Origin of the sequence: Streptomyces sp. NPDC079020, assembly GCF_044542225.1 — a bacterium.
Lineage (GTDB): Bacteria > Actinomycetota > Actinomycetes > Streptomycetales > Streptomycetaceae > Streptomyces.
On the sequence record NZ_JBITUB010000011.1, the window covers coordinates 123,792 to 140,785 of the forward strand.

Sequence of the window (16,994 nt, forward strand, 5' to 3'; positions counted from 1 at the left end):
TACAGGAAACCCCGGCGAGAGAGGCCGAAGGCCAACTCATGACCATGACTGATCCCATCGCAGACATGCTCACGCGTCTGCGCAACGCGAACTCGGCGTATCACGACGACGTCGCGATGCCGCACAGCAAGATCAAGTCGCACATCGCGGAGATCCTCCAGCAGGAGGGCTTCATCACCGGCTGGAAGGTCGAGGACGCAGAGGTCGGCAAGAACCTCATCCTTGAGCTGAAGTTCGGCCCGAACCGCGAGCGCTCGATCGCCGGCATCAAGCGAATCTCGAAGCCGGGTCTGCGTGTTTACGCAAAGTCCACCAACCTGCCGAAGGTTCTCGGCGGCCTGGGCGTGGCGATCATCTCCACGTCCCACGGTCTCCTGACCGGCCAGCAGGCCAGCAAGAAGGGCGTAGGTGGGGAAGTCCTCGCCTACGTCTGGTAGTCGGGAACGGAGGAATAGCTCATGTCGCGAATCGGCAAGCTCCCCATCCAGGTTCCCGCCGGTGTGGACGTCACCATCGATGGCCGCACGGTCGCGGTGAAGGGCCCCAAGGGGACCCTCACGCACACCGTCGCAGCGCCGATCGAGGTCTCCAAGGGTGAGGACGGCGTTCTGAACGTCGTCCGCCCGAACGACGAGCGTCAGAACAAGGCCCTCCACGGCCTGTCCCGCACGCTGGTGGCGAACATGATCACCGGTGTGACCCAGGGATACAGCAAGGCGCTCGAGATCAGCGGTGTCGGTTACCGCGTCCAGGCGAAGGGCTCCAACCTGGAGTTCGCCCTGGGCTACAGCCACCCGATCCTCATCGAGGCTCCGGATGGCATCACCTTCAAGGTCGAGTCGCCCACGAAGCTCAGCGTCGAGGGCATCGACAAGCAGAAGGTCGGCGAGGTAGCCGCCAACATCCGCAAGCTGCGGAAGCCCGACCCGTACAAGGCCAAGGGCGTCAAGTACGCGGGCGAGGTCATCCGCCGCAAGGTCGGAAAGGCTGGTAAGTAGCCATGGCATACGGTGTGAAGATCGCCAAGGGCGACGCGTACAAGCGCGCCGCTCTCAAGCGCCGCCACATCCGCGTCCGCAAGCACATCTCCGGTTCGCCGGAGCGTCCCCGCTTGGTCGTGACGCGTTCCAACCGCCACATGGTCGCTCAGGTGATCGACGACATCGCGGGCCACACGCTCGCGTCGGCGTCGACCCTGGACGTTTCCATCCGTGGTGGCGAGGGTGACAAGAGCGCCCAGGCCCAGCAGGTCGGCGCCCTGGTCGCCGAGCGTGCCAAGGCCGCAGGCGTCGAGGCCGTCGTGTTTGACCGCGGTGGTAACCAGTACGCCGGGCGGATTGCCGCTCTGGCTGACGCCGCCCGTGAAGCCGGGCTGAAGTTCTAAGCCCCGGTTCCTACGCACAGCGGACGTAACAGAGAGAGGTAATTCCAATGGCTGGACCCCAGCGCCGCGGAAGCGGTGCCGGTGGCGGCGAGCGGCGGGACCGGAAGGGCCGTGACGGTGGCGCCAGCGCCGCCGAGAAGACCGCGTACGTTGAGCGCGTCGTCGCGATCAACCGCGTCGCCAAGGTTGTGAAGGGTGGTCGTCGCTTCAGCTTCACCGCGCTGGTCGTGGTGGGCGATGGTGACGGCACCGTCGGTGTCGGATACGGCAAGGCCAAGGAAGTTCCCGCGGCCATCGCCAAGGGCGTTGAAGAGGCCAAGAAGAGCTTCTTCAAGGTTCCGCGTATCCAGGGCACCATCCCTCACCCGATCCAGGGCGAGAAGGCTGCGGGCGTCGTCCTGCTCAAGCCTGCTTCCCCCGGTACCGGTGTGATCGCGGGTGGCCCGGTGCGCGCCGTTCTGGAGTGCGCCGGCGTTCACGACATCCTGTCGAAGTCGCTCGGTTCTTCGAACCCGATCAACATCGTGCACGCGACCGTGACGGCCCTCAAGGGCCTGCAGCGTCCCGAGGAGATCGCGGCTCGCCGTGGTCTGCCCCTCGAGGACGTCGCCCCCGCGGCTCTGCTCCGTGCGCGTGCGGGAGCGGGTGCGTAATGGCTCGCCTCAAGATCACGCAGACGAAGTCGTACATCGGCAGCAAGCAGAACCACCGCGACACCCTGCGTACGCTCGGGCTCAAGCGCCTGAACGACTCGGTTGTCAAGGAGGACCGCCCCGAGTTCCGCGGAATGGTTCACACCGTCCGCCACCTCGTGACGGTTGAGGAGGTTGACTGACATGGCGGAGAACAGCCCGCTGAAGGCCCACAACCTCCGGCCTGCCCCGGGCGCCAAGACCGCCAAGACCCGTGTGGGTCGTGGTGAGGCGTCCAAGGGTAAGACCGCAGGCCGTGGTACCAAGGGTACGAAGGCCCGTTACCAGGTTCCGGAGCGCTTCGAGGGTGGCCAGATGCCCCTCCACATGCGTCTCCCGAAGCTCAAGGGCTTCAAGAACCCGTTCCGCACGGAGTACCAGGTCGTGAACCTGGACAAGCTCGCGACGCTCTACCCCGAGGGTGGAGAGGTCACGGTGGCCGACCTGGTCGCCAAGGGCGCTGTGCGCAACAACCACCTCGTCAAGGTCCTTGGCCAGGGCGAGATCTCCGTGGCGCTGCAGGTTTCGGTTGACGCCGTCTCCGGCTCCGCCAAGGAGAAGATTGCCGCCGCCGGCGGCACCGTCACCGAGCTCGTCTGAGACAACTCGGACAACTCGATGTACTGAACATCCGACCGGGGATGCCTCTCATATGGGGCATCCCCGGTTGGTCGTTCCTAGGCGGGCATGGTCGCCGGTAAGGTGGCGTGCGTTGTTGTGCTATCCCTCCGGGCAACTGCCCGGGGACCTTTGACTGTTTCGTATTCGTCGATCCTCAAGACCGTCACCTCTACGCATTGCGCGGGGGTCGCAGGAGGCACCGTGCTCACCGCGTTCGCCCGGGCGTTCAAGACGCCCGACCTGCGCAAGAAGCTGTTCTTCACGCTCGGCATCATCGTGCTTTACCGGCTCGGGGCACACATCCCGGTGCCCGGTGTGAGCTACGAGAACGTCCAGATTTGTGTTGACCAGGCAAGCAAGGGCAACAACAGCCTCTTCGGCCTGGTGAACATGTTCAGCGGTGGTGCACTGCTGCAGATCACGATCTTCGCGCTCGGCATCATGCCGTACATCACGGCCAGCATCATTCTCCAGCTGCTGACCGTCGTCATCCCCCGGCTGGAGGCCCTCAAGAAGGAGGGGCAGTCCGGCACGGCCAAGATCACGCAGTACACGCGTTATCTGACCGTGGCGCTCGCCATCCTCCAGGGCACCGGTCTGGTGGCAACCGCCCGCAGCGGTGCGCTGTTCAGCAGCTGCTCCGTGGGTGACCAGATCGTCCCGAACCAGTCGATCTTCACCACCGTCGTCATGGTGCTCACCATGACCGCCGGTACCGCCGCCGTCATGTGGCTCGGTGAGCTCATCACGGACCGCGGCATCGGCAACGGCATGTCGATCCTGATGTTCATCTCGATCGCCGCGAGCTTCCCGGGTGCCCTGTGGGCCATCAAGGAGAGCGGCAAGCTGGCCGACGGCTGGATCGAATTCGGCACGGTCATCCTCATCGGCTTCGTGATGGTCGCGCTCGTCGTCTTCGTCGAGCAGGCCCAGCGCCGTATCCCGGTGCAGTACGCGAAGCGCATGATCGGCCGACGGTCGTACGGCGGTACGTCCACGTACATCCCGCTGAAGGTGAACCAGGCGGGTGTGATTCCCGTCATCTTCGCCTCTTCGCTGCTCTACATCCCGGCCCTGATCGTCCAGTTCTCCGGTTCCCAGGCGGGCTGGGCGACCTGGATCCAGGACCACTTCGTCAAGGGTGACCACCCGTACTACATCGCGACGTACTTCCTGTTGATCGTGTTCTTCGCCTTCTTCTACGTGGCGATCTCGTTCAACCCCGAGGAAGTCGCCGACAACATGAAGAAGTATGGTGGCTTCATCCCGGGTATCCGGGCTGGTCGACCTACTGCCGAGTATCTGAGCTACGTGCTCAACAGGATCACTTGGCCGGGCTCGCTGTACCTGGGTCTGATCGCTCTGGTGCCGACGATGGCGTTGGCAGGTTTCGGCGGTGCTAACCAGAACTTCCCGTTCGGCGGGACAAGCATCCTCATCATCGTGGGTGTGGGTCTGGAAACCGTGAAGCAGATCGAGAGTCAGCTCCAGCAGCGCAATTACGAAGGGTTCCTCCGCTGATGCGAATCGTCCTCGTCGGGCCTCCTGGTGCCGGCAAGGGAACGCAGGCTGCGTACCTTGCCAAGAACCTGTCGATTCCGCACATCTCGACGGGCGATCTCTTCCGCGCCAACATCAGCCGGGGCACCGACCTCGGCAAGCAGGCCCGCGCCTACATGGACGCAGGCCAGCTGGTGCCGGACGAGGTCACCATCGGCATGGCCAAGGACCGCATGGCCCAGTCGGACGCCGTGAACGGCTTCCTGCTCGACGGCTTCCCGCGCAACGTGGGTCAGGCCGAGGCCCTTGACGCGATGCTCAAGGACGAGGGCGTAGAGCTGGACGCGGTCCTCGACCTGGAGGTCCCCGAGGACGAGGTCGTGAAGCGGATCGCGGGCCGCCGCATCTGCCGCAGCGACAGCGCGCACGTCTTCCACGTGACGTACAACCCGCCGAAGACCGAGGGTGTCTGCGACGCCTGCGGCGGCGAGCTGTACCAGCGGGACGACGACAGCGAGGAGACGGTCCGTACCCGGCTGGAGGTCTACCACACGCAGACCGAGCCGATCATCGACTACTACCGGGCCCAGGGCCTGGTGGTGACCATCTCCGCGCTCGGCAAGGTCACCGATGTGACCGCGCGTGCCATGGAGGCGCTCCAGAAGTCCGACCAGGACTAGCGACGCCCCGTTTCATCTCCGCAGTCGGGCGCGGCGCCCCAGGGGCGCCGCGGCCGACTGTTTGCGCCGTATCGTTGGGTACGGCCGCAGCCGCCATCCTTCGATGCAGAGAGGCGCCGAGCAATGGTGCAGATCAAGACCCCCGAGCAGATCGCGAAGATGCGCGAGGCCGGCCTGGTGGTCGCTGCCATTCACGCCGCCACCCGTGAGGCGGCCGTGCCGGGCGCCACCACGAAGGACCTGGACGAGGTCGCGCGCAAGGTGATCGCCGACCACGGGGCGAAGTCGAACTTCCTCGGGTACGGCGGATTCCCCGCGACCATCTGCACCTCGGTCAACGAGGTCGTCGTGCACGGCATCCCCGACGAGAAGACCGTCCTCAAGGACGGCGACATCATCTCGATCGACGCCGGCGCGATCATCGACGGCTGGCACGGCGACGCCGCGTACACGGCGTTCGTCGGGACCGGTCACGCTCCGGAGCTGATCGAGCTCTCCCGGGTGACCGAGGAGTCGATGTGGGCCGGGATCGCCGCGATGAAGGTGAACAACCGGCTGGTCGACATCTCGAAGGCGATCGAGTCCTACATCCGCCGCCAGCCCCGGCCGGCCACCGGCAAGTACGGGATCATCGAGGACTACGGCGGCCACGGCATCGGCACCGAGATGCACATGGACCCGCACCTGCTGAACTACGTCTCCCGCAAGCGCGGCAAGGGCATCAAGCTGGTTCCGGGCGTCTGCCTGGCCATCGAGCCCATGGTCTCGCTCGGTACGGCGCAGACGAAGGTGCTCAGCGACGACTGGACCGTCCTGACGACGGACGGCACCTGGTCCTCGCACTGGGAGCACTCCATCGCCCTGACGGAGAACGGCCCGCTGGTCCTGACCGCCGTGGACTGCGGCCGGGCGAAGCTCGCGGAGTACGGCATCACGGCGGCCCCCGACCCGCTGGGCTGAGCCCGCCGCGGGGCGGTCCTTCGACGGGGCTGCCCTGCGGCAGGTCTAAGGATCACCCGCACTGGGCAAACTTGACGGATTCGTCTTTTGGAGTCCGCTGACGTAGACTGACTCGTCGGCTCTCGTGCATCCGTGTGTCCGCATACGGCGACGGGAGTCGATCAAGGTAGCCGATTCGAAAGGCGAAGCGTGGCCAAGAAGCAAGGTGCCATCGAAATTGAGGGCACCGTGATCGAGTCCCTCCCGAACGCCATGTTCAAGGTGGAACTCCAGAACGGTCACAAGGTCCTCGCGCACATCTCCGGCAAGATGCGGATGCACTACATCCGTATCCTCCCGGACGACCGGGTCGTGGTGGAGCTCTCTCCGTACGACCTGACGCGTGGCCGGATCGTCTACCGGTACAAGTAGATCTTGCCCCCACCCCGTTTCGGCGCGGTGATGGCACTGACCCGGAGAACCTGACATCCCATGAAGGTCAAGCCGAGCGTCAAGAAGATCTGCGACAAGTGCAAGGTGATCCGCCGTCACGGTCGGGTCATGGTCATCTGCGACAACCTGCGCCACAAGCAGCGCCAGGGCTGACGCACGACCACCTGCATCTCGCAGCACTTCGCGCGACGCACGTAATACGTACATACGCAGAGCCCGTCCAAGCCACGGCTGACGACACCTCCGGCGGGGGCCGGGGACCCGGACGTACCACCTCTCCGAGCGAGAGGTCGGCGGCCGGGAGCGGCACTGCGGAAGACCCCCGATATAACAACTGGAGCCATTGAATGGCACGCGTTTCAGGTGTTGACATCCCGCGCGAAAAGCGCGTGGAGGTTGCCCTCACCTACGTCTTCGGCATCGGGCGCACCCGGTCCAAGGAGATCCTCGCCACCACCGGCGTGAACCCGAACACCCGCGTTCGTGACCTGGCCGAAGAGGACCTGGTCAAGATCCGCGAGTACGTCGACGCCAACCTCCGCACCGAGGGTGACCTTCGACGCGAGATCCAGGCCGACATCCGCCGCAAGGTCGAGATCGGCTGCTACCAGGGCATCCGTCACCGTCGCGGTCTGCCGGTCCACGGCCAGCGCACCAGCACGAACGCGCGTACCCGCAAGGGCCCGCGTCGCGCGATCGCCGGTAAGAAGAAGCCGGGCAAGAAGTAGTCCTCAGCGGACGTACTGCGAGCGTCCGGATCCCGGACATCCGCAGCATCCAGCGGTCTTCGCTGTAGGACCGATCACCTCCCCTCTCCATCTGGAGTCAAGACATGCCCCCCAAGGGTCGTCAGGGCGCAGCCAAGAAGGTGCGTCGCAAGGAAAAGAAGAACGTCGCTCACGGCCACGCGCACATCAAGAGCACGTTCAACAACACCATCGTCTCGATCACGGACCCCTCGGGCAACGTGATCTCCTGGGCCTCCGCCGGCCACGTCGGCTTCAAGGGCTCGCGCAAGTCCACCCCCTTCGCCGCGCAGATGGCCGCCGAGTCGGCCGCCCGCCGCGCGCAGGAGCACGGCATGCGCAAGGTTGACGTCTTCGTCAAGGGTCCGGGCTCCGGCCGCGAGACCGCGATCCGCTCCCTCCAGGCCACGGGCCTCGAGGTCGGTTCGATCCAGGACGTCACCCCGACGCCGCACAACGGCTGCCGTCCGCCGAAGCGTCGTCGCGTCTGACGCACGGACGCCGGTAACGGCTGTCCGCGTGTAACGCGCACCTGTGGGACCGGGCGGTACATCTCTTCGGGGGTGTGCCGCCCGTACCCTTGTTTCATCTGTCGGGCATCAAATAGTGGGTGCCCACGACTGAAGGATTCCTCTCATGCTGATCGCTCAGCGTCCGTCGCTGACCGAAGAGGTCGTCGACGAGTTCCGGTCCCGGTTCGTCATCGAGCCGCTGGAGCCGGGCTTCGGCTACACCCTCGGCAACTCCCTGCGCCGCACGCTCCTCTCCTCGATCCCCGGCGCCGCTGTCACCAGCATCCGGATCGACGGTGTCCTGCACGAGTTCACCACCGTGCCGGGCGTCAAGGAGGACGTGACCGACCTCATCCTCAACATCAAGCAGCTGGTCGTCTCCTCGGAGCACGACGAGCCGGTCGTGATGTACCTGCGCAAGCAGGGTCCCGGCCTGGTCACCGCTGCTGACATCGCCCCGCCGGCCGGTGTCGAGGTGCACAACCCGGACCTGGTCCTGGCCACGCTGAACGGCAAGGGCAAGCTGGAGATGGAGCTGACCGTCGAGCGCGGTCGCGGCTACGTCTCCGCCGTCCAGAACAAGCAGGCGGGCCAGGAGATCGGCCGGATTCCGGTCGACTCCATCTACTCGCCGGTGCTCAAGGTCACGTACAAGGTCGAGGCGACCCGTGTCGAGCAGCGCACCGACTTCGACAAGCTGATCGTCGACGTCGAGACCAAGCAGGCCATGCGCCCGCGCGACGCCATGGCGTCCGCCGGTAAGACCCTGGTCGAGCTGTTCGGTCTGGCGCGCGAGCTCAACATCGACGCCGAGGGCATCGACATGGGCCCCTCGCCGACGGACGCGGCCCTGGCCGCCGATCTGGCGCTGCCGATCGAGGAGCTGGAGCTCACGGTCCGCTCGTACAACTGCCTCAAGCGCGAGGGCATCCACTCCGTGGGTGAGCTCGTGGCGCGTTCCGAGGCCGACCTGCTCGACATCCGCAACTTCGGTGCGAAGTCGATCGACGAGGTCAAGGCGAAGCTGGCCGGTATGGGCCTCGCGCTGAAGGACTCGCCTCCCGGCTTCGACCCGACCGCCGCCGCCGACGCCTTCGGCGCCGACGACGACGCGGACGCCGGTTTCGTGGAGACCGAGCAGTACTAGAACGCCCCCGGACGGGGTGCCCGGGTTCTTCGGGTGCCCCGGACGGGTCGGGCTGGAATGCTTCCAGCACCTGGACTTCCGTGTGGCGACCGCCGCACGGGAACTGACACCGGTACCTGATACGGCCGGTGCAGCACACAAGGAGAAACACCATGCCGCGTCCCGCAAAGGGTGCCCGTCTGGGCGGCAGCGCCGCGCACGAGCGTCTGCTTCTCGCCAACCTGGCGAAGTCGCTGTTCGAGCACGGTCGCATCACCACGACCGAGGCCAAGGCCCGTCGCCTGCGTCCGGTCGCCGAGCGCCTGGTCACCAAGGCGAAGAAGGGCGACATCCACAACCGTCGCCTGGTGCTGCAGACGATCACGGACAAGAGCATCGTGCACACGCTCTTCACCGAGATCGCCCCGCGGTACGAGAACCGCCCCGGTGGTTACACCCGCATCACCAAGATCGGCAACCGTCGTGGCGACAACGCCCCGATGGCCGTCATCGAGCTGGTCGAGGCGCTGACCGTGGCCCAGCAGGCCACCGGTGAGGCCGAGGCCGCGACGAAGCGTGCGGTCAAGGAGGACGCCCTCAAGAAGGACGAGGCTCCGGCCGAGGTCGTCGAGGACGCCAAGCCGGCCGAGGCCGACGCGGAGTCCAAGGACGCCTGAGCGTTCTGAAGACCACGGGACGGGCCCGCACCACCCTTCGGGGCGGTGCGGGCCCGTTCTGCTGTGACGGGGTGGAACGGGTTTCGAGAGGGGACGCGTGGTGAGTGACGAGGCGGAGCCCGGATTCGTACGGGTGCGGCTGGACCTTTCGTACGACGGGAAGGACTTCTCCGGCTGGGCGAAGCAGACCAGCAGGCGGACCGTGCAGGGGGAGATCGAGGACGCGCTGCGGACCGTGACGCGGTCCTCGCGCACCTACGACCTGACCGTGGCGGGGCGTACGGATGCCGGGGTGCACGCGCGGGGGCAGGTGGCGCATGTCGACCTGCCGGCCGAGGTGTGGGCCGAGCACGAGGAGAAGCTGCTGCGGCGGATGGCCGGGCGGCTGCCGCTGGATGTGCGGATCTGGCGGGCCGCGGTGGCTCCGGCCGGGTTCAACGCGCGGTTCTCCGCGATGTGGCGGCGCTACGCCTACCGGGTGGGGGACCGCCCCGGCGGCGTCGACCCGCTGACGCGCGGTCATGTGCTGTGGCACGACCGGTCGTTGGACGTGGACGCGATGAACGGGGCGGCCGCCCTCATGGTCGGGGAGCACGACTTCGCGGCGTACTGCAAGAAGCGCGAGGGCGCGACCACCATCCGTACGCTCCAGAAGCTGAGCTGGGTGCGGGACGAGGCGTCGGGGGTGCTGACGGCGACCGTGCAGGCCGATGCCTTCTGCCACAACATGGTGCGGGCGCTGATCGGCGCGGCACTGTTCGTGGGCGACGGGCGGCGGCCGGCCGGGTGGCCCGCCGAGGTCCTGGCGGCGAAGGTACGGGACCCCGCGGTGCACGTGGTGCGGCCGCACGGGCTGACGCTGGAGGAAGTGGCGTACCCGGCCGATGAGTTGCTGGCCGCGCGGGCCCTGGAGGCGCGGAACGTCAGGACGCTGCCGGGGGCGGGCTGCTGCTGAAGCGCTCCGGCGCCCCCGGCCGTCCGGGCACCGTTCCTGCGGGGCGGTGCCCGGCGGGGCGTCAGCCGGCGGGGGCCGCCGCCGCGTTGGACGCCTGGACCTCGCCGCGGTGCCTGATCTGGCGGAACGTGAAGTCCGTCAGGTCGTCGCCGACCGCGTACACGTTCTTGTCGGCCGTGGTGACGCGCTTGCCGTCGGTGAACCCGCCGACGGTGAAGTACGCGTACCGGCCGTAGGAGTTGGCGGTGCGGCGGCAGACCGTACCGGCACGGCAGAACGTGGGGACACCCTCACCGCCGAGCGACGCGATGCCGCCGGACGCCTGCTTGGCGGCCTTCTGCGCCCGCGCCTCGGTCCGGAACACCGCGACGCCGACGGTGACCGCGATGCCGTCCTTGCGGTACGTGGCGCGGATGAGCTGCTCGCAGCCGTTGTTCGTGAGGACCCCGCCGAGCGCGCCCTGGGTGCCCGCGGCGCAGTTGGTGGTGCGGTTCGTGGCGCCCTTGATGTGGACGCGGTCGCCCATCGTCAGCTTCTTGCCGGGGAAGAAGCCGTCGACGGTGATCGGCGCCTTGTCCTTCTTGGCGTCGGATATGTAGTCCTTCGGGTCCGGCGGGGGCGGTGGCGCCACCGAGGAGAAGGACGGTGCGGGCTCGGAGGTGTCCGAGGGCAGCTCGGCCGGGGCCGGCAGCTCGCTCGCGTTCTTGTCGGAGCCGGACGGCTTGTTGCCGTTGTTGGTCGAGATGACGGCCGTGGCCACGATCGCGCCGACGACGGCGGTGGCGAGGACACCGCCGCCGATCATCAGCCACTTCTTGCGTCGGCCGCGCGCGGCGGACTCGTCGGCCAGTGCGGCCCAGTCCGGAGTGTGCTGATCTCCCGGCCCCCAGGAGGGCCCCCCTTGCCCAAAGCTCATGCGGCGAATCTTAGAGCCTCGGAAATCCGGTTGGGCCAGGGCTTCGCAGACCGTGACAATGCTGTGCATGGGACATCTTGAAGCAGGCCACCTGGAGTACTACCTACCGGACGGGCGGGTGCTGCTCGGCGATGCTTCGTTCCGGGTGGCGGACGGGGCCGTCGTCGCCCTCGTCGGGGCCAACGGCGCGGGCAAGACCACGCTGCTGCGCCTGCTCGCGGGCGAGCTCCAGCCGCATGGCGGCACGGTCTCGGTGAGCGGCGGGCTCGGGGTGATGGCGCAGTTCGTGGGTTCCGTACGGGACGAGCGGACCGTGCGCGACCTGCTGGTGTCCGTGGCCCAGCCGCGTATCCGGGAGGCGGCGAAGGCCGTGGACGTGGCCGAGGAGCTGATCCTCGCGGTCGACGACGAGGCCGCGCAGATGGCGTACGCGCAGGCCCTGAGCGACTGGGCGGAGGCCCGGGGGTACGAGGCCGAGACGGTCTGGGACATGTGCACGATGGCCGCGCTCGGCGTCCCGTACGAGAAGGCGCAGTGGCGGGAGGTGCGGACGCTCAGCGGTGGTGAGCAGAAGCGGCTCGTGCTGGAGGCGCTGCTCCGGGGGCCGGACGAGGTGCTGCTGCTGGACGAGCCGGACAACTATCTGGACGTCCCCGGAAAGCGGTGGCTGGAGGGGAAGCTGAAGGAGACCCGTAAGACGGTGCTCTTCGTCTCCCACGACCGGGAGCTGCTGTCCCGGGCCGCCGAGAAGATCGTGAGCGTGGAGCCGAGCCCGGCGGGCAGCGATGTGTGGGTGCACGGTGCGGGCTTCGACACGTACCACCAGGCGCGCAAGGACCGGTTCGCCCGGTTCGAGGAGCTGCTGCGTCGCTGGGAGGAGGAGCACGCCCGGCTGAAGGCGCTCGTGCACCGGCTGCGGCAGCAGGCGGCGATCAGCCCCGACATGGCCTCGCGCTACCGGGCGATGCAGACCCGGTTCAAGAAGTTCGAGGACGCCGGGCCGCCGCCGGAGCCGCCGCGCGAGCAGGACATCAAGATGCGGCTGCGCGGCGGGCGCACCGGTGTGCGGGCCATGACCTGCAAGGGGCTGGAGCTGACCGGGCTCATGAAGCCGTTCGACCTGGAGATCTTCTACGGGGAGCGGGTCGCCGTCCTCGGATCCAACGGGTCGGGGAAGTCGCACTTCCTGCGGCTGCTGGCGGGCGAGCCGGTGGCGCACTCGGGGGAGTGGAAGCTCGGGGCGCGGGTCGTGCCGGGGCACTTCGCGCAGACGCACGCCCATCCGGAGCTCCTGGGCAAGACGCTCGTCGAGATCCTGTGGACGGAGCACGCCAAGGACCGGGGCGGGGCGATGTCGGTGCTGCGGCGCTACGAGCTGGAGCGGCAGGGGGACCAGCCCTTCGAGAAGCTGTCCGGCGGGCAGCAGGCGCGGTTCCAGATCCTGCTCCTGGAGCTGGCGGGTACGACGGCGCTGCTGCTGGACGAGCCGACGGACAACCTGGACCTGGAGTCGGCGGAGGCGCTGCAGGACGGCCTGGAGGCGTACGACGGCACCGTGATGGCCGTCACGCACGACCGGTGGTTCGCGAAGTCCTTCGACCGGTATCTGGTGTTCGGCTCGGACGGGGTGGTCCGGGAGACTACCGAGCCGGTGTGGGACGAGCGGAGGGTGGAGCGGGCCCGGTAGGGGCGGCGCGTTTTGACCCGTCCGGGGCGCGACGGGTAGTGTCGGTGATTGTTATGCGTATTGGCTTCGTCGTTCTCACGCGAAGGGCCCTTACGTAGGTTCTCTGGAGCAGTTACCAGTGGCTCGCATACGGACAGTGCTTCCGGCCTTGTGAGCCCCAGCTGCATGATCGCTTCAGAGGTGCCATGTGTCTGGTCCCCATCCACTGAAGAAGCGAAGGCTACGACCGTGCGTACGTACAGCCCCAAGCCCGGAGATGTGACGCGCCAGTGGCACATCATCGACGCTCAGGACATCGTCCTGGGCCGTCTGGCCACCACGGCTGCGAACCTCCTCCGAGGCAAGCACAAGGCGATCTACGCCCCCCACATGGACATGGGCGACTTCGTCATCATCATCAACGCCGAGAAGGTTCACCTCTCCGGCAACAAGAAGACCCAGAAGATGGCGTACCGCCACTCGGGCTTCCCGGGCGGTCTCCGTTCGGTGCGCTACGACGAGCTGCTCTCGAAGAACCCCGAGAAGGCTGTCGAGAAGGCCATCAAGGGCATGATCCCCAAGAACACCCTGGGTCGTCAGATGCTCTCGAAGCTCAAGGTCTACGCGGGCGACCAGCACCCGCACGCTGCTCAGCAGCCGGTCCCGTTCGAGATCACCCAGGTCGCGCAGTAGTTCCGGCCACCCCCAAGACATACAGAAAGATCTGAGGAGCATCGTGGCCGAGACCACTGTTGAGACGACCACCGAAGACGTGGCGGGCACCGAGGGCGAAGAGACCTTCGCCGAGGTGACCACCTTCGAGTCCGAGGTCCCCGTCGAGGGCGAGTACACCAGCGAGTCCCTCGCCGGCCGCTTCGGCGACCCCCAGCCCGCGGCCGGCCTCGGCCGTCGCAAGAACGCCATCGCCCGCGTCCGGATCGTTCCGGGCACCGGCAAGTGGAAGATCAACGGTCGCACCCTTGAGGACTACTTCCCCAACAAGGTGCACCAGCAGGAAGTCAACGAGCCCTTCAAGGTGCTCGAGCTCGACGGCCGCTACGACGTCATCGCCCGTATCTCGGGTGGCGGCGTCTCCGGCCAGGCCGGTGCCCTGCGCCTCGGTGTGGCCCGCGCGCTGAACGAGGCGGACGTGGACAACAACCGCGCCACGCTGAAGAAGGCCGGCTTCCTCTCCCGCGACGACCGTGCGGTCGAGCGCAAGAAGGCCGGTCTCAAGAAGGCCCGTAAGGCCCCGCAGTACAGCAAGCGCTAAATCGCCTGCTCGTCTGTTTTACACGTTCGCCCCGGCGGCACACTCCGTGCTGCTGGGGCGTTCGTTTATCGCCCCTCGCGGGCGTATAACGGCATAAGACGCTTATTGGCATTTCCCTGTCCGGTGGCGCGCCGCGCCGCTGTGGCTTGTTGCGTTTTGCCCGTTTTTGTTGCTGTGATTGTGCGGTTTCGGAGCATCTCGGAGGACACCAGTGGGACGACTCTTCGGCACGGACGGCGTGCGCGGTGTCGCCAACGCGGACTTGACGGCCGAGCTCGCGCTCGGTCTCTCGGTCGCGGCGGCGCACGTACTGGCCGAGGCGGGCACCTTCGAGGGGCATCGGCCAACCGCCGTGGTGGGCCGGGACCCACGCGCGTCCGGAGAGTTCCTGGAGGCCGCCGTGGTGGCGGGCCTCGCCAGCGCGGGCGTGGACGTCCTGCGCGTGGGCGTGCTGCCCACTCCCGCCGTCGCGTATCTCACCGGCGTGCTCGGCGCGGACATCGGCGTGATGCTCTCCGCCAGCCACAACGCCATGCCGGACAACGGTGTGAAGTTCTTCGCCCGCGGCGGGCACAAACTCGCCGACGAGCTGGAGGACCGGATCGAGACCGTCTACGAGCAGCACCGCACCGGTGAGCCGTGGGCGCGCCCGACCGGCGCAGGGGTCGGCCGGGTCACCGACTACACGGAGGGCTTCGACCGTTACGTCGCCCACCTCATCGCGGTCCTGCCGAACCGGCTCGACGGGCTGAAGGTGGTCCTGGACGAGGCGCACGGCGCCGCCGCCCGTGTCTCGCCCGAGGCGTTCGCCCGCGCCGGGGCCGAGGTCATCACGATCGGTGCCGAGCCCGACGGCCTCAACATCAACGACGGCTGCGGCTCCACCCATCTGGGGCTGCTGCGGGCCGCCGTCGTCGAGCACGGCGCCGACCTCGGCATCGCCCACGACGGCGACGCCGACCGCTGCCTGGCTGTGGACGCGGCGGGCGAGGAGATCGACGGCGACCAGATCCTGGCCGTGCTCGCCCTCGCCATGCGGGAGGCCGGGAAGCTGCGCAAGGACACCGTGGTCGGCACCGTCATGTCGAACCTCGGCTTCAAGATCGCCATGGAGCGGGAGGGCATCCGGCTCGTCCAGACCGCCGTCGGCGACCGCTACGTCCTGGAGTCGATGAAGGCCGAGGGCTTCGCGCTCGGCGGCGAGCAGTCCGGCCATGTCATCGTGCTGGACCACGCCACGACCGGCGACGGCACCCTGACCGGCCTGATGCTGGCCGCCCGGGTCGCCGCGACCGGCCGGAGCCTCGCCGAGCTGGCCGGGGTCATGGCGCGCCTGCCGCAGGTCCTCATCAATGTGCCGGACGTCGACAAGTCCCGGGTGGCCACGTGCGCCGAACTGGCCGCCGCGGTGCTGGACGCGGAGCGCGAGCTGGGCTCCACCGGACGCGTGCTGCTGCGCCAGTCGGGTACGGAGCCGCTGGTACGGGTCATGGTCGAGGCGGCCGACATCGAGCAGGCGCGGGCCGTGGCCGGCCGGCTGGCCGATGTGGTGAAGTCCGCGCTCGGATAGCGGCCGGGAGCCTGCCGCGACCGCGACCGGGACGGGTGCGGGCACGGGGTGCGGGTGGTGGACGGGAGTCCGGCCGGGCGGGGGACCGTCCGGCCGTACCCGGTGAACCTCCGGCCGTCACACGTACCAGGGGATGGCCCCGGCGGTCACCACCGTCCCGGGCCGTCCCGGCGCGGTCTCCGGAAGCCTGGACACGGCCCCGCGGATCCGTGTGGGCCGTCGCGACGGCCCGGGGCGACGGCCCTCCCGTCGCCGTCACGGCGGGCGGCGACGGCAGCGTACGGGTGCACCGCCTCGAACCATGAGGATCACAGAGCCGTGGGGATCAGGCGCGCGGGCGTTTCGCGGCGGCCTCCGACCGGCGGTGGGCCGCCCACAGGCCCTTCTGGACCAGCAGGGTCAGGGTGCCCGCGAGGACGATGCCGCCCAGGTTGGCCAGCAGCTGCTGGGAGGAGCCGATCGTCTGGGTGTAGTCCGAATAGCTGAAAGCGACCGCCGCGTTCGCCGCCGCCGGGACCGTCGTCACCGAGATCGCCACGCCGATCAGTGCCCCGGACTTCGCCGAGGTCAGCGAGAGCGTCCCGGCGATCCCCGCCAGGAACGCCACCACGAACGACATCCAGTCGGGCTTCCAGATGAAGGCCGTGTTCGGCCGGTCACCCTCGACCATCGCGCGGGTGAACAGGCCGAAGACGTCCATCAGCCAGGCGAACCCCGCCGTCACCGCCATCGCGATGGCGAAGCCCGCGATCAGCGTCCACAGCGAGCGCCACACCAGGTGCGGGGAGCGCCGGACCAGGGCCGTGCAGATCCCGGCCAGCGGGCCGAACTCCGGGCCGACCGCCATCGCGCCCACGATCAGGATCGCGTTGTCGAGCATCACACCGCAGGCGGCGAGCATCGTGGCGACGGCGAGGAAGGCCACGTAGGTGACGCTGAACGTGGACTCCTCGTGGGTCGCCTCCGTCAGCTCCGCCCACAGCACCGCGTCCGCGCCCTCGCCAGGCGCCGCCTTCTCAGCCCGGTCGGCGTGCGCGGAGAGCGTCAGGTCCGTGTTCTCGACGGTGATCGAACCGGTCCTGTCGATGCCCAGGTCGCGCAGCGCGCCGATCAGCTCGTCGCCCGCCTCACGGGCCACGTCGCACAGGACCACATCGCCGGCGGGGTCGCGTGCCGCGCCCGTCAGTACCACCAGATGGGCGGTGCCCACGGTGGTCTCCAGAAGCCGGACCACCCCGTCCGTGGCGTCGGCGGGCACGATCAGACGCAGATGCAGCACGGCGC

Annotated in this window: 22 protein-coding genes; 20 read left to right on the top strand and 2 right to left on the bottom strand. The window is 68.0% G+C overall.

Going from position 1 to position 16,994, the window contains the following annotated elements; genetic code table 11:
- Window positions 1–38 precede the first annotated feature (38 nt).
- From rpsH to truA, 16 genes are all read left to right on the top strand, one after another.
- On the top strand, window positions 39–437 hold the full coding sequence (rpsH, locus tag ACIGJO_RS23485; protein WP_124716936.1) for a 30S ribosomal protein S8: 399 nt from the start codon (window positions 39–41) through the stop codon (window positions 435–437).
- Between the two features lie 21 nt (window positions 438–458).
- Window positions 459–998, top strand: coding sequence for a 50S ribosomal protein L6 (rplF, locus tag ACIGJO_RS23490; protein WP_266931746.1), 540 nt, complete (start codon window positions 459–461; stop codon window positions 996–998).
- Window positions 999–1,000: 2 nt separating this feature from the next.
- Window positions 1,001–1,384 carry a 50S ribosomal protein L18 gene (gene rplR / locus ACIGJO_RS23495; protein ID WP_266931745.1) on the top strand — a complete coding sequence of 128 codons (384 nt, stop codon included), beginning with the start codon at window positions 1,001–1,003 and terminating at the stop codon, window positions 1,382–1,384.
- A 47-nt stretch (window positions 1,385–1,431) separates the two neighbouring features.
- A complete protein-coding gene (rpsE, locus tag ACIGJO_RS23500) occupies window positions 1,432–2,037 on the top strand; it encodes a 30S ribosomal protein S5 (protein WP_399961013.1) in 606 nt (201 codons plus the stop codon).
- Window positions 2,037–2,219: a 50S ribosomal protein L30 gene (rpmD, locus tag ACIGJO_RS23505; protein WP_399961015.1), complete on the top strand. Its 183-nt coding sequence runs from the start codon at window positions 2,037–2,039 to the stop codon at window positions 2,217–2,219. The genes rpsE and rpmD overlap by 1 nt, the downstream gene beginning before the upstream one ends.
- Window position 2,220: 1 nt before the next feature.
- Complete coding sequence (gene rplO / locus ACIGJO_RS23510) at window positions 2,221–2,676, top strand: 50S ribosomal protein L15 (protein WP_014047794.1); 456 nt, start codon at window positions 2,221–2,223, stop codon at window positions 2,674–2,676.
- Between the two features lie 222 nt (window positions 2,677–2,898).
- Window positions 2,899–4,218 (top strand): preprotein translocase subunit SecY, encoded by a 1,320-nt coding sequence (gene secY, locus ACIGJO_RS23515; RefSeq protein WP_266931743.1) that lies wholly within the window; start codon window positions 2,899–2,901, stop codon window positions 4,216–4,218.
- Entirely contained in the window at window positions 4,218–4,877 is a 660-nt protein-coding gene (locus ACIGJO_RS23520; protein ID WP_399961017.1) for an adenylate kinase, read from the top strand. The genes secY and ACIGJO_RS23520 overlap by 1 nt, the downstream gene beginning before the upstream one ends.
- Before the next feature lie 123 nt (window positions 4,878–5,000).
- Window positions 5,001–5,837, top strand: a complete 837-nt coding sequence (gene map, locus ACIGJO_RS23525; protein ID WP_399961019.1) for a type I methionyl aminopeptidase — start codon at window positions 5,001–5,003, stop codon at window positions 5,835–5,837.
- A gap of 189 nt (window positions 5,838–6,026) precedes the next feature.
- Complete coding sequence (infA, locus tag ACIGJO_RS23530; protein WP_003956442.1) at window positions 6,027–6,248, top strand: translation initiation factor IF-1; 222 nt, start codon at window positions 6,027–6,029, stop codon at window positions 6,246–6,248.
- A gap of 60 nt (window positions 6,249–6,308) precedes the next feature.
- Window positions 6,309–6,422: a 50S ribosomal protein L36 gene (gene rpmJ, locus ACIGJO_RS23535; RefSeq protein ID WP_003956441.1), complete on the top strand. Its 114-nt coding sequence runs from the start codon at window positions 6,309–6,311 to the stop codon at window positions 6,420–6,422.
- 194 nt (window positions 6,423–6,616) lie between these two features.
- Window positions 6,617–6,997 (top strand): 30S ribosomal protein S13, encoded by a 381-nt coding sequence (gene rpsM / locus ACIGJO_RS23540; RefSeq protein WP_018490826.1) that lies wholly within the window; start codon window positions 6,617–6,619, stop codon window positions 6,995–6,997.
- 104 nt (window positions 6,998–7,101) lie between these two features.
- Window positions 7,102–7,506: a 30S ribosomal protein S11 gene (gene rpsK, locus ACIGJO_RS23545; protein WP_003956432.1), complete on the top strand. Its 405-nt coding sequence runs from the start codon at window positions 7,102–7,104 to the stop codon at window positions 7,504–7,506.
- A 145-nt stretch (window positions 7,507–7,651) separates the two neighbouring features.
- The gene (locus ACIGJO_RS23550) at window positions 7,652–8,674 is read left to right on the top strand and encodes a DNA-directed RNA polymerase subunit alpha (RefSeq protein WP_024755423.1); all 1,023 of its coding nucleotides are present in this window, start codon (window positions 7,652–7,654) and stop codon (window positions 8,672–8,674) included.
- Between the two features lie 152 nt (window positions 8,675–8,826).
- Window positions 8,827–9,330 (top strand): 50S ribosomal protein L17, encoded by a 504-nt coding sequence (gene rplQ / locus ACIGJO_RS23555; RefSeq protein ID WP_266931740.1) that lies wholly within the window; start codon window positions 8,827–8,829, stop codon window positions 9,328–9,330.
- Between the two features lie 100 nt (window positions 9,331–9,430).
- Window positions 9,431–10,285 (top strand): tRNA pseudouridine(38-40) synthase TruA, encoded by an 855-nt coding sequence (gene truA / locus ACIGJO_RS23560; RefSeq protein ID WP_399961022.1) that lies wholly within the window; start codon window positions 9,431–9,433, stop codon window positions 10,283–10,285.
- 61 nt (window positions 10,286–10,346) lie between these two features.
- Here the strand turns inward: truA and ACIGJO_RS23565 are convergent, their stop codons facing one another.
- A complete protein-coding gene (locus ACIGJO_RS23565; RefSeq protein ID WP_399961024.1) occupies window positions 10,347–11,201 on the bottom strand; it encodes a hypothetical protein in 855 nt (284 codons plus the stop codon).
- A gap of 58 nt (window positions 11,202–11,259) precedes the next feature.
- Between ACIGJO_RS23565 and ACIGJO_RS23570 the strand changes: the two genes are divergently transcribed.
- The 4 genes from ACIGJO_RS23570 to glmM all read left to right on the top strand — a co-directional run bounded on the left by ACIGJO_RS23570 (window position 11,260) and on the right by glmM (window position 15,710).
- A complete protein-coding gene (locus ACIGJO_RS23570) occupies window positions 11,260–12,888 on the top strand; it encodes an ABC-F family ATP-binding cassette domain-containing protein (protein WP_399961265.1) in 1,629 nt (542 codons plus the stop codon).
- A 228-nt stretch (window positions 12,889–13,116) separates the two neighbouring features.
- Window positions 13,117–13,560 carry a 50S ribosomal protein L13 gene (rplM, locus tag ACIGJO_RS23575; protein ID WP_037688030.1) on the top strand — a complete coding sequence of 148 codons (444 nt, stop codon included), beginning with the start codon at window positions 13,117–13,119 and terminating at the stop codon, window positions 13,558–13,560.
- Between the two features lie 43 nt (window positions 13,561–13,603).
- Window positions 13,604–14,140 carry a 30S ribosomal protein S9 gene (gene rpsI, locus ACIGJO_RS23580; protein ID WP_399961027.1) on the top strand — a complete coding sequence of 179 codons (537 nt, stop codon included), beginning with the start codon at window positions 13,604–13,606 and terminating at the stop codon, window positions 14,138–14,140.
- Between the two features lie 211 nt (window positions 14,141–14,351).
- Entirely contained in the window at window positions 14,352–15,710 is a 1,359-nt protein-coding gene (glmM, locus tag ACIGJO_RS23585) for a phosphoglucosamine mutase (RefSeq protein ID WP_399961029.1), read from the top strand.
- A gap of 325 nt (window positions 15,711–16,035) precedes the next feature.
- On the opposite strand, the gene ACIGJO_RS23590 is transcribed toward glmM, so the two are convergent.
- Window positions 16,036–16,989, bottom strand: a complete 954-nt coding sequence (locus ACIGJO_RS23590; RefSeq protein ID WP_399961031.1) for a DUF389 domain-containing protein — start codon at window positions 16,987–16,989, stop codon at window positions 16,036–16,038.
- Window positions 16,990–16,994: the final 5 nt, after the last annotated feature.

Excerpts from the sequence above, each read along its gene's own strand:
- rpsH (WP_124716936.1), top strand. The coding sequence starts at position 39 with ATGACCATGACTGATCCCATCGCAGACATGCTCACGCGTCTGCGCAAC.
- rplF (WP_266931746.1), top strand. The coding sequence starts at position 459 with ATGTCGCGAATCGGCAAGCTCCCCATCCAGGTTCCCGCCGGTGTGGAC.
- rplR (WP_266931745.1), top strand. The coding sequence starts at position 1,001 with ATGGCATACGGTGTGAAGATCGCCAAGGGCGACGCGTACAAGCGCGCC.
- rpsE (WP_399961013.1), top strand. The coding sequence starts at position 1,432 with ATGGCTGGACCCCAGCGCCGCGGAAGCGGTGCCGGTGGCGGCGAGCGG.
- rpmD (WP_399961015.1), top strand. The coding sequence starts at position 2,037 with ATGGCTCGCCTCAAGATCACGCAGACGAAGTCGTACATCGGCAGCAAG.
- rplO (WP_014047794.1), top strand. The coding sequence starts at position 2,221 with ATGGCGGAGAACAGCCCGCTGAAGGCCCACAACCTCCGGCCTGCCCCG.
- ACIGJO_RS23520 (WP_399961017.1), top strand. The coding sequence starts at position 4,218 with ATGCGAATCGTCCTCGTCGGGCCTCCTGGTGCCGGCAAGGGAACGCAG.
- map (WP_399961019.1), top strand. The coding sequence starts at position 5,001 with ATGGTGCAGATCAAGACCCCCGAGCAGATCGCGAAGATGCGCGAGGCC.
- rpmJ (WP_003956441.1), top strand. The coding sequence starts at position 6,309 with ATGAAGGTCAAGCCGAGCGTCAAGAAGATCTGCGACAAGTGCAAGGTG.
- rpsM (WP_018490826.1), top strand. The coding sequence starts at position 6,617 with ATGGCACGCGTTTCAGGTGTTGACATCCCGCGCGAAAAGCGCGTGGAG.
- rpsK (WP_003956432.1), top strand. The coding sequence starts at position 7,102 with ATGCCCCCCAAGGGTCGTCAGGGCGCAGCCAAGAAGGTGCGTCGCAAG.
- ACIGJO_RS23550 (WP_024755423.1), top strand. The coding sequence starts at position 7,652 with ATGCTGATCGCTCAGCGTCCGTCGCTGACCGAAGAGGTCGTCGACGAG.
- rplQ (WP_266931740.1), top strand. The coding sequence starts at position 8,827 with ATGCCGCGTCCCGCAAAGGGTGCCCGTCTGGGCGGCAGCGCCGCGCAC.
- ACIGJO_RS23565 (WP_399961024.1), bottom strand. The coding sequence starts at position 11,201 with ATGAGCTTTGGGCAAGGGGGGCCCTCCTGGGGGCCGGGAGATCAGCAC.
- ACIGJO_RS23570 (WP_399961265.1), top strand. The coding sequence starts at position 11,260 with ATGCTGTGCATGGGACATCTTGAAGCAGGCCACCTGGAGTACTACCTA.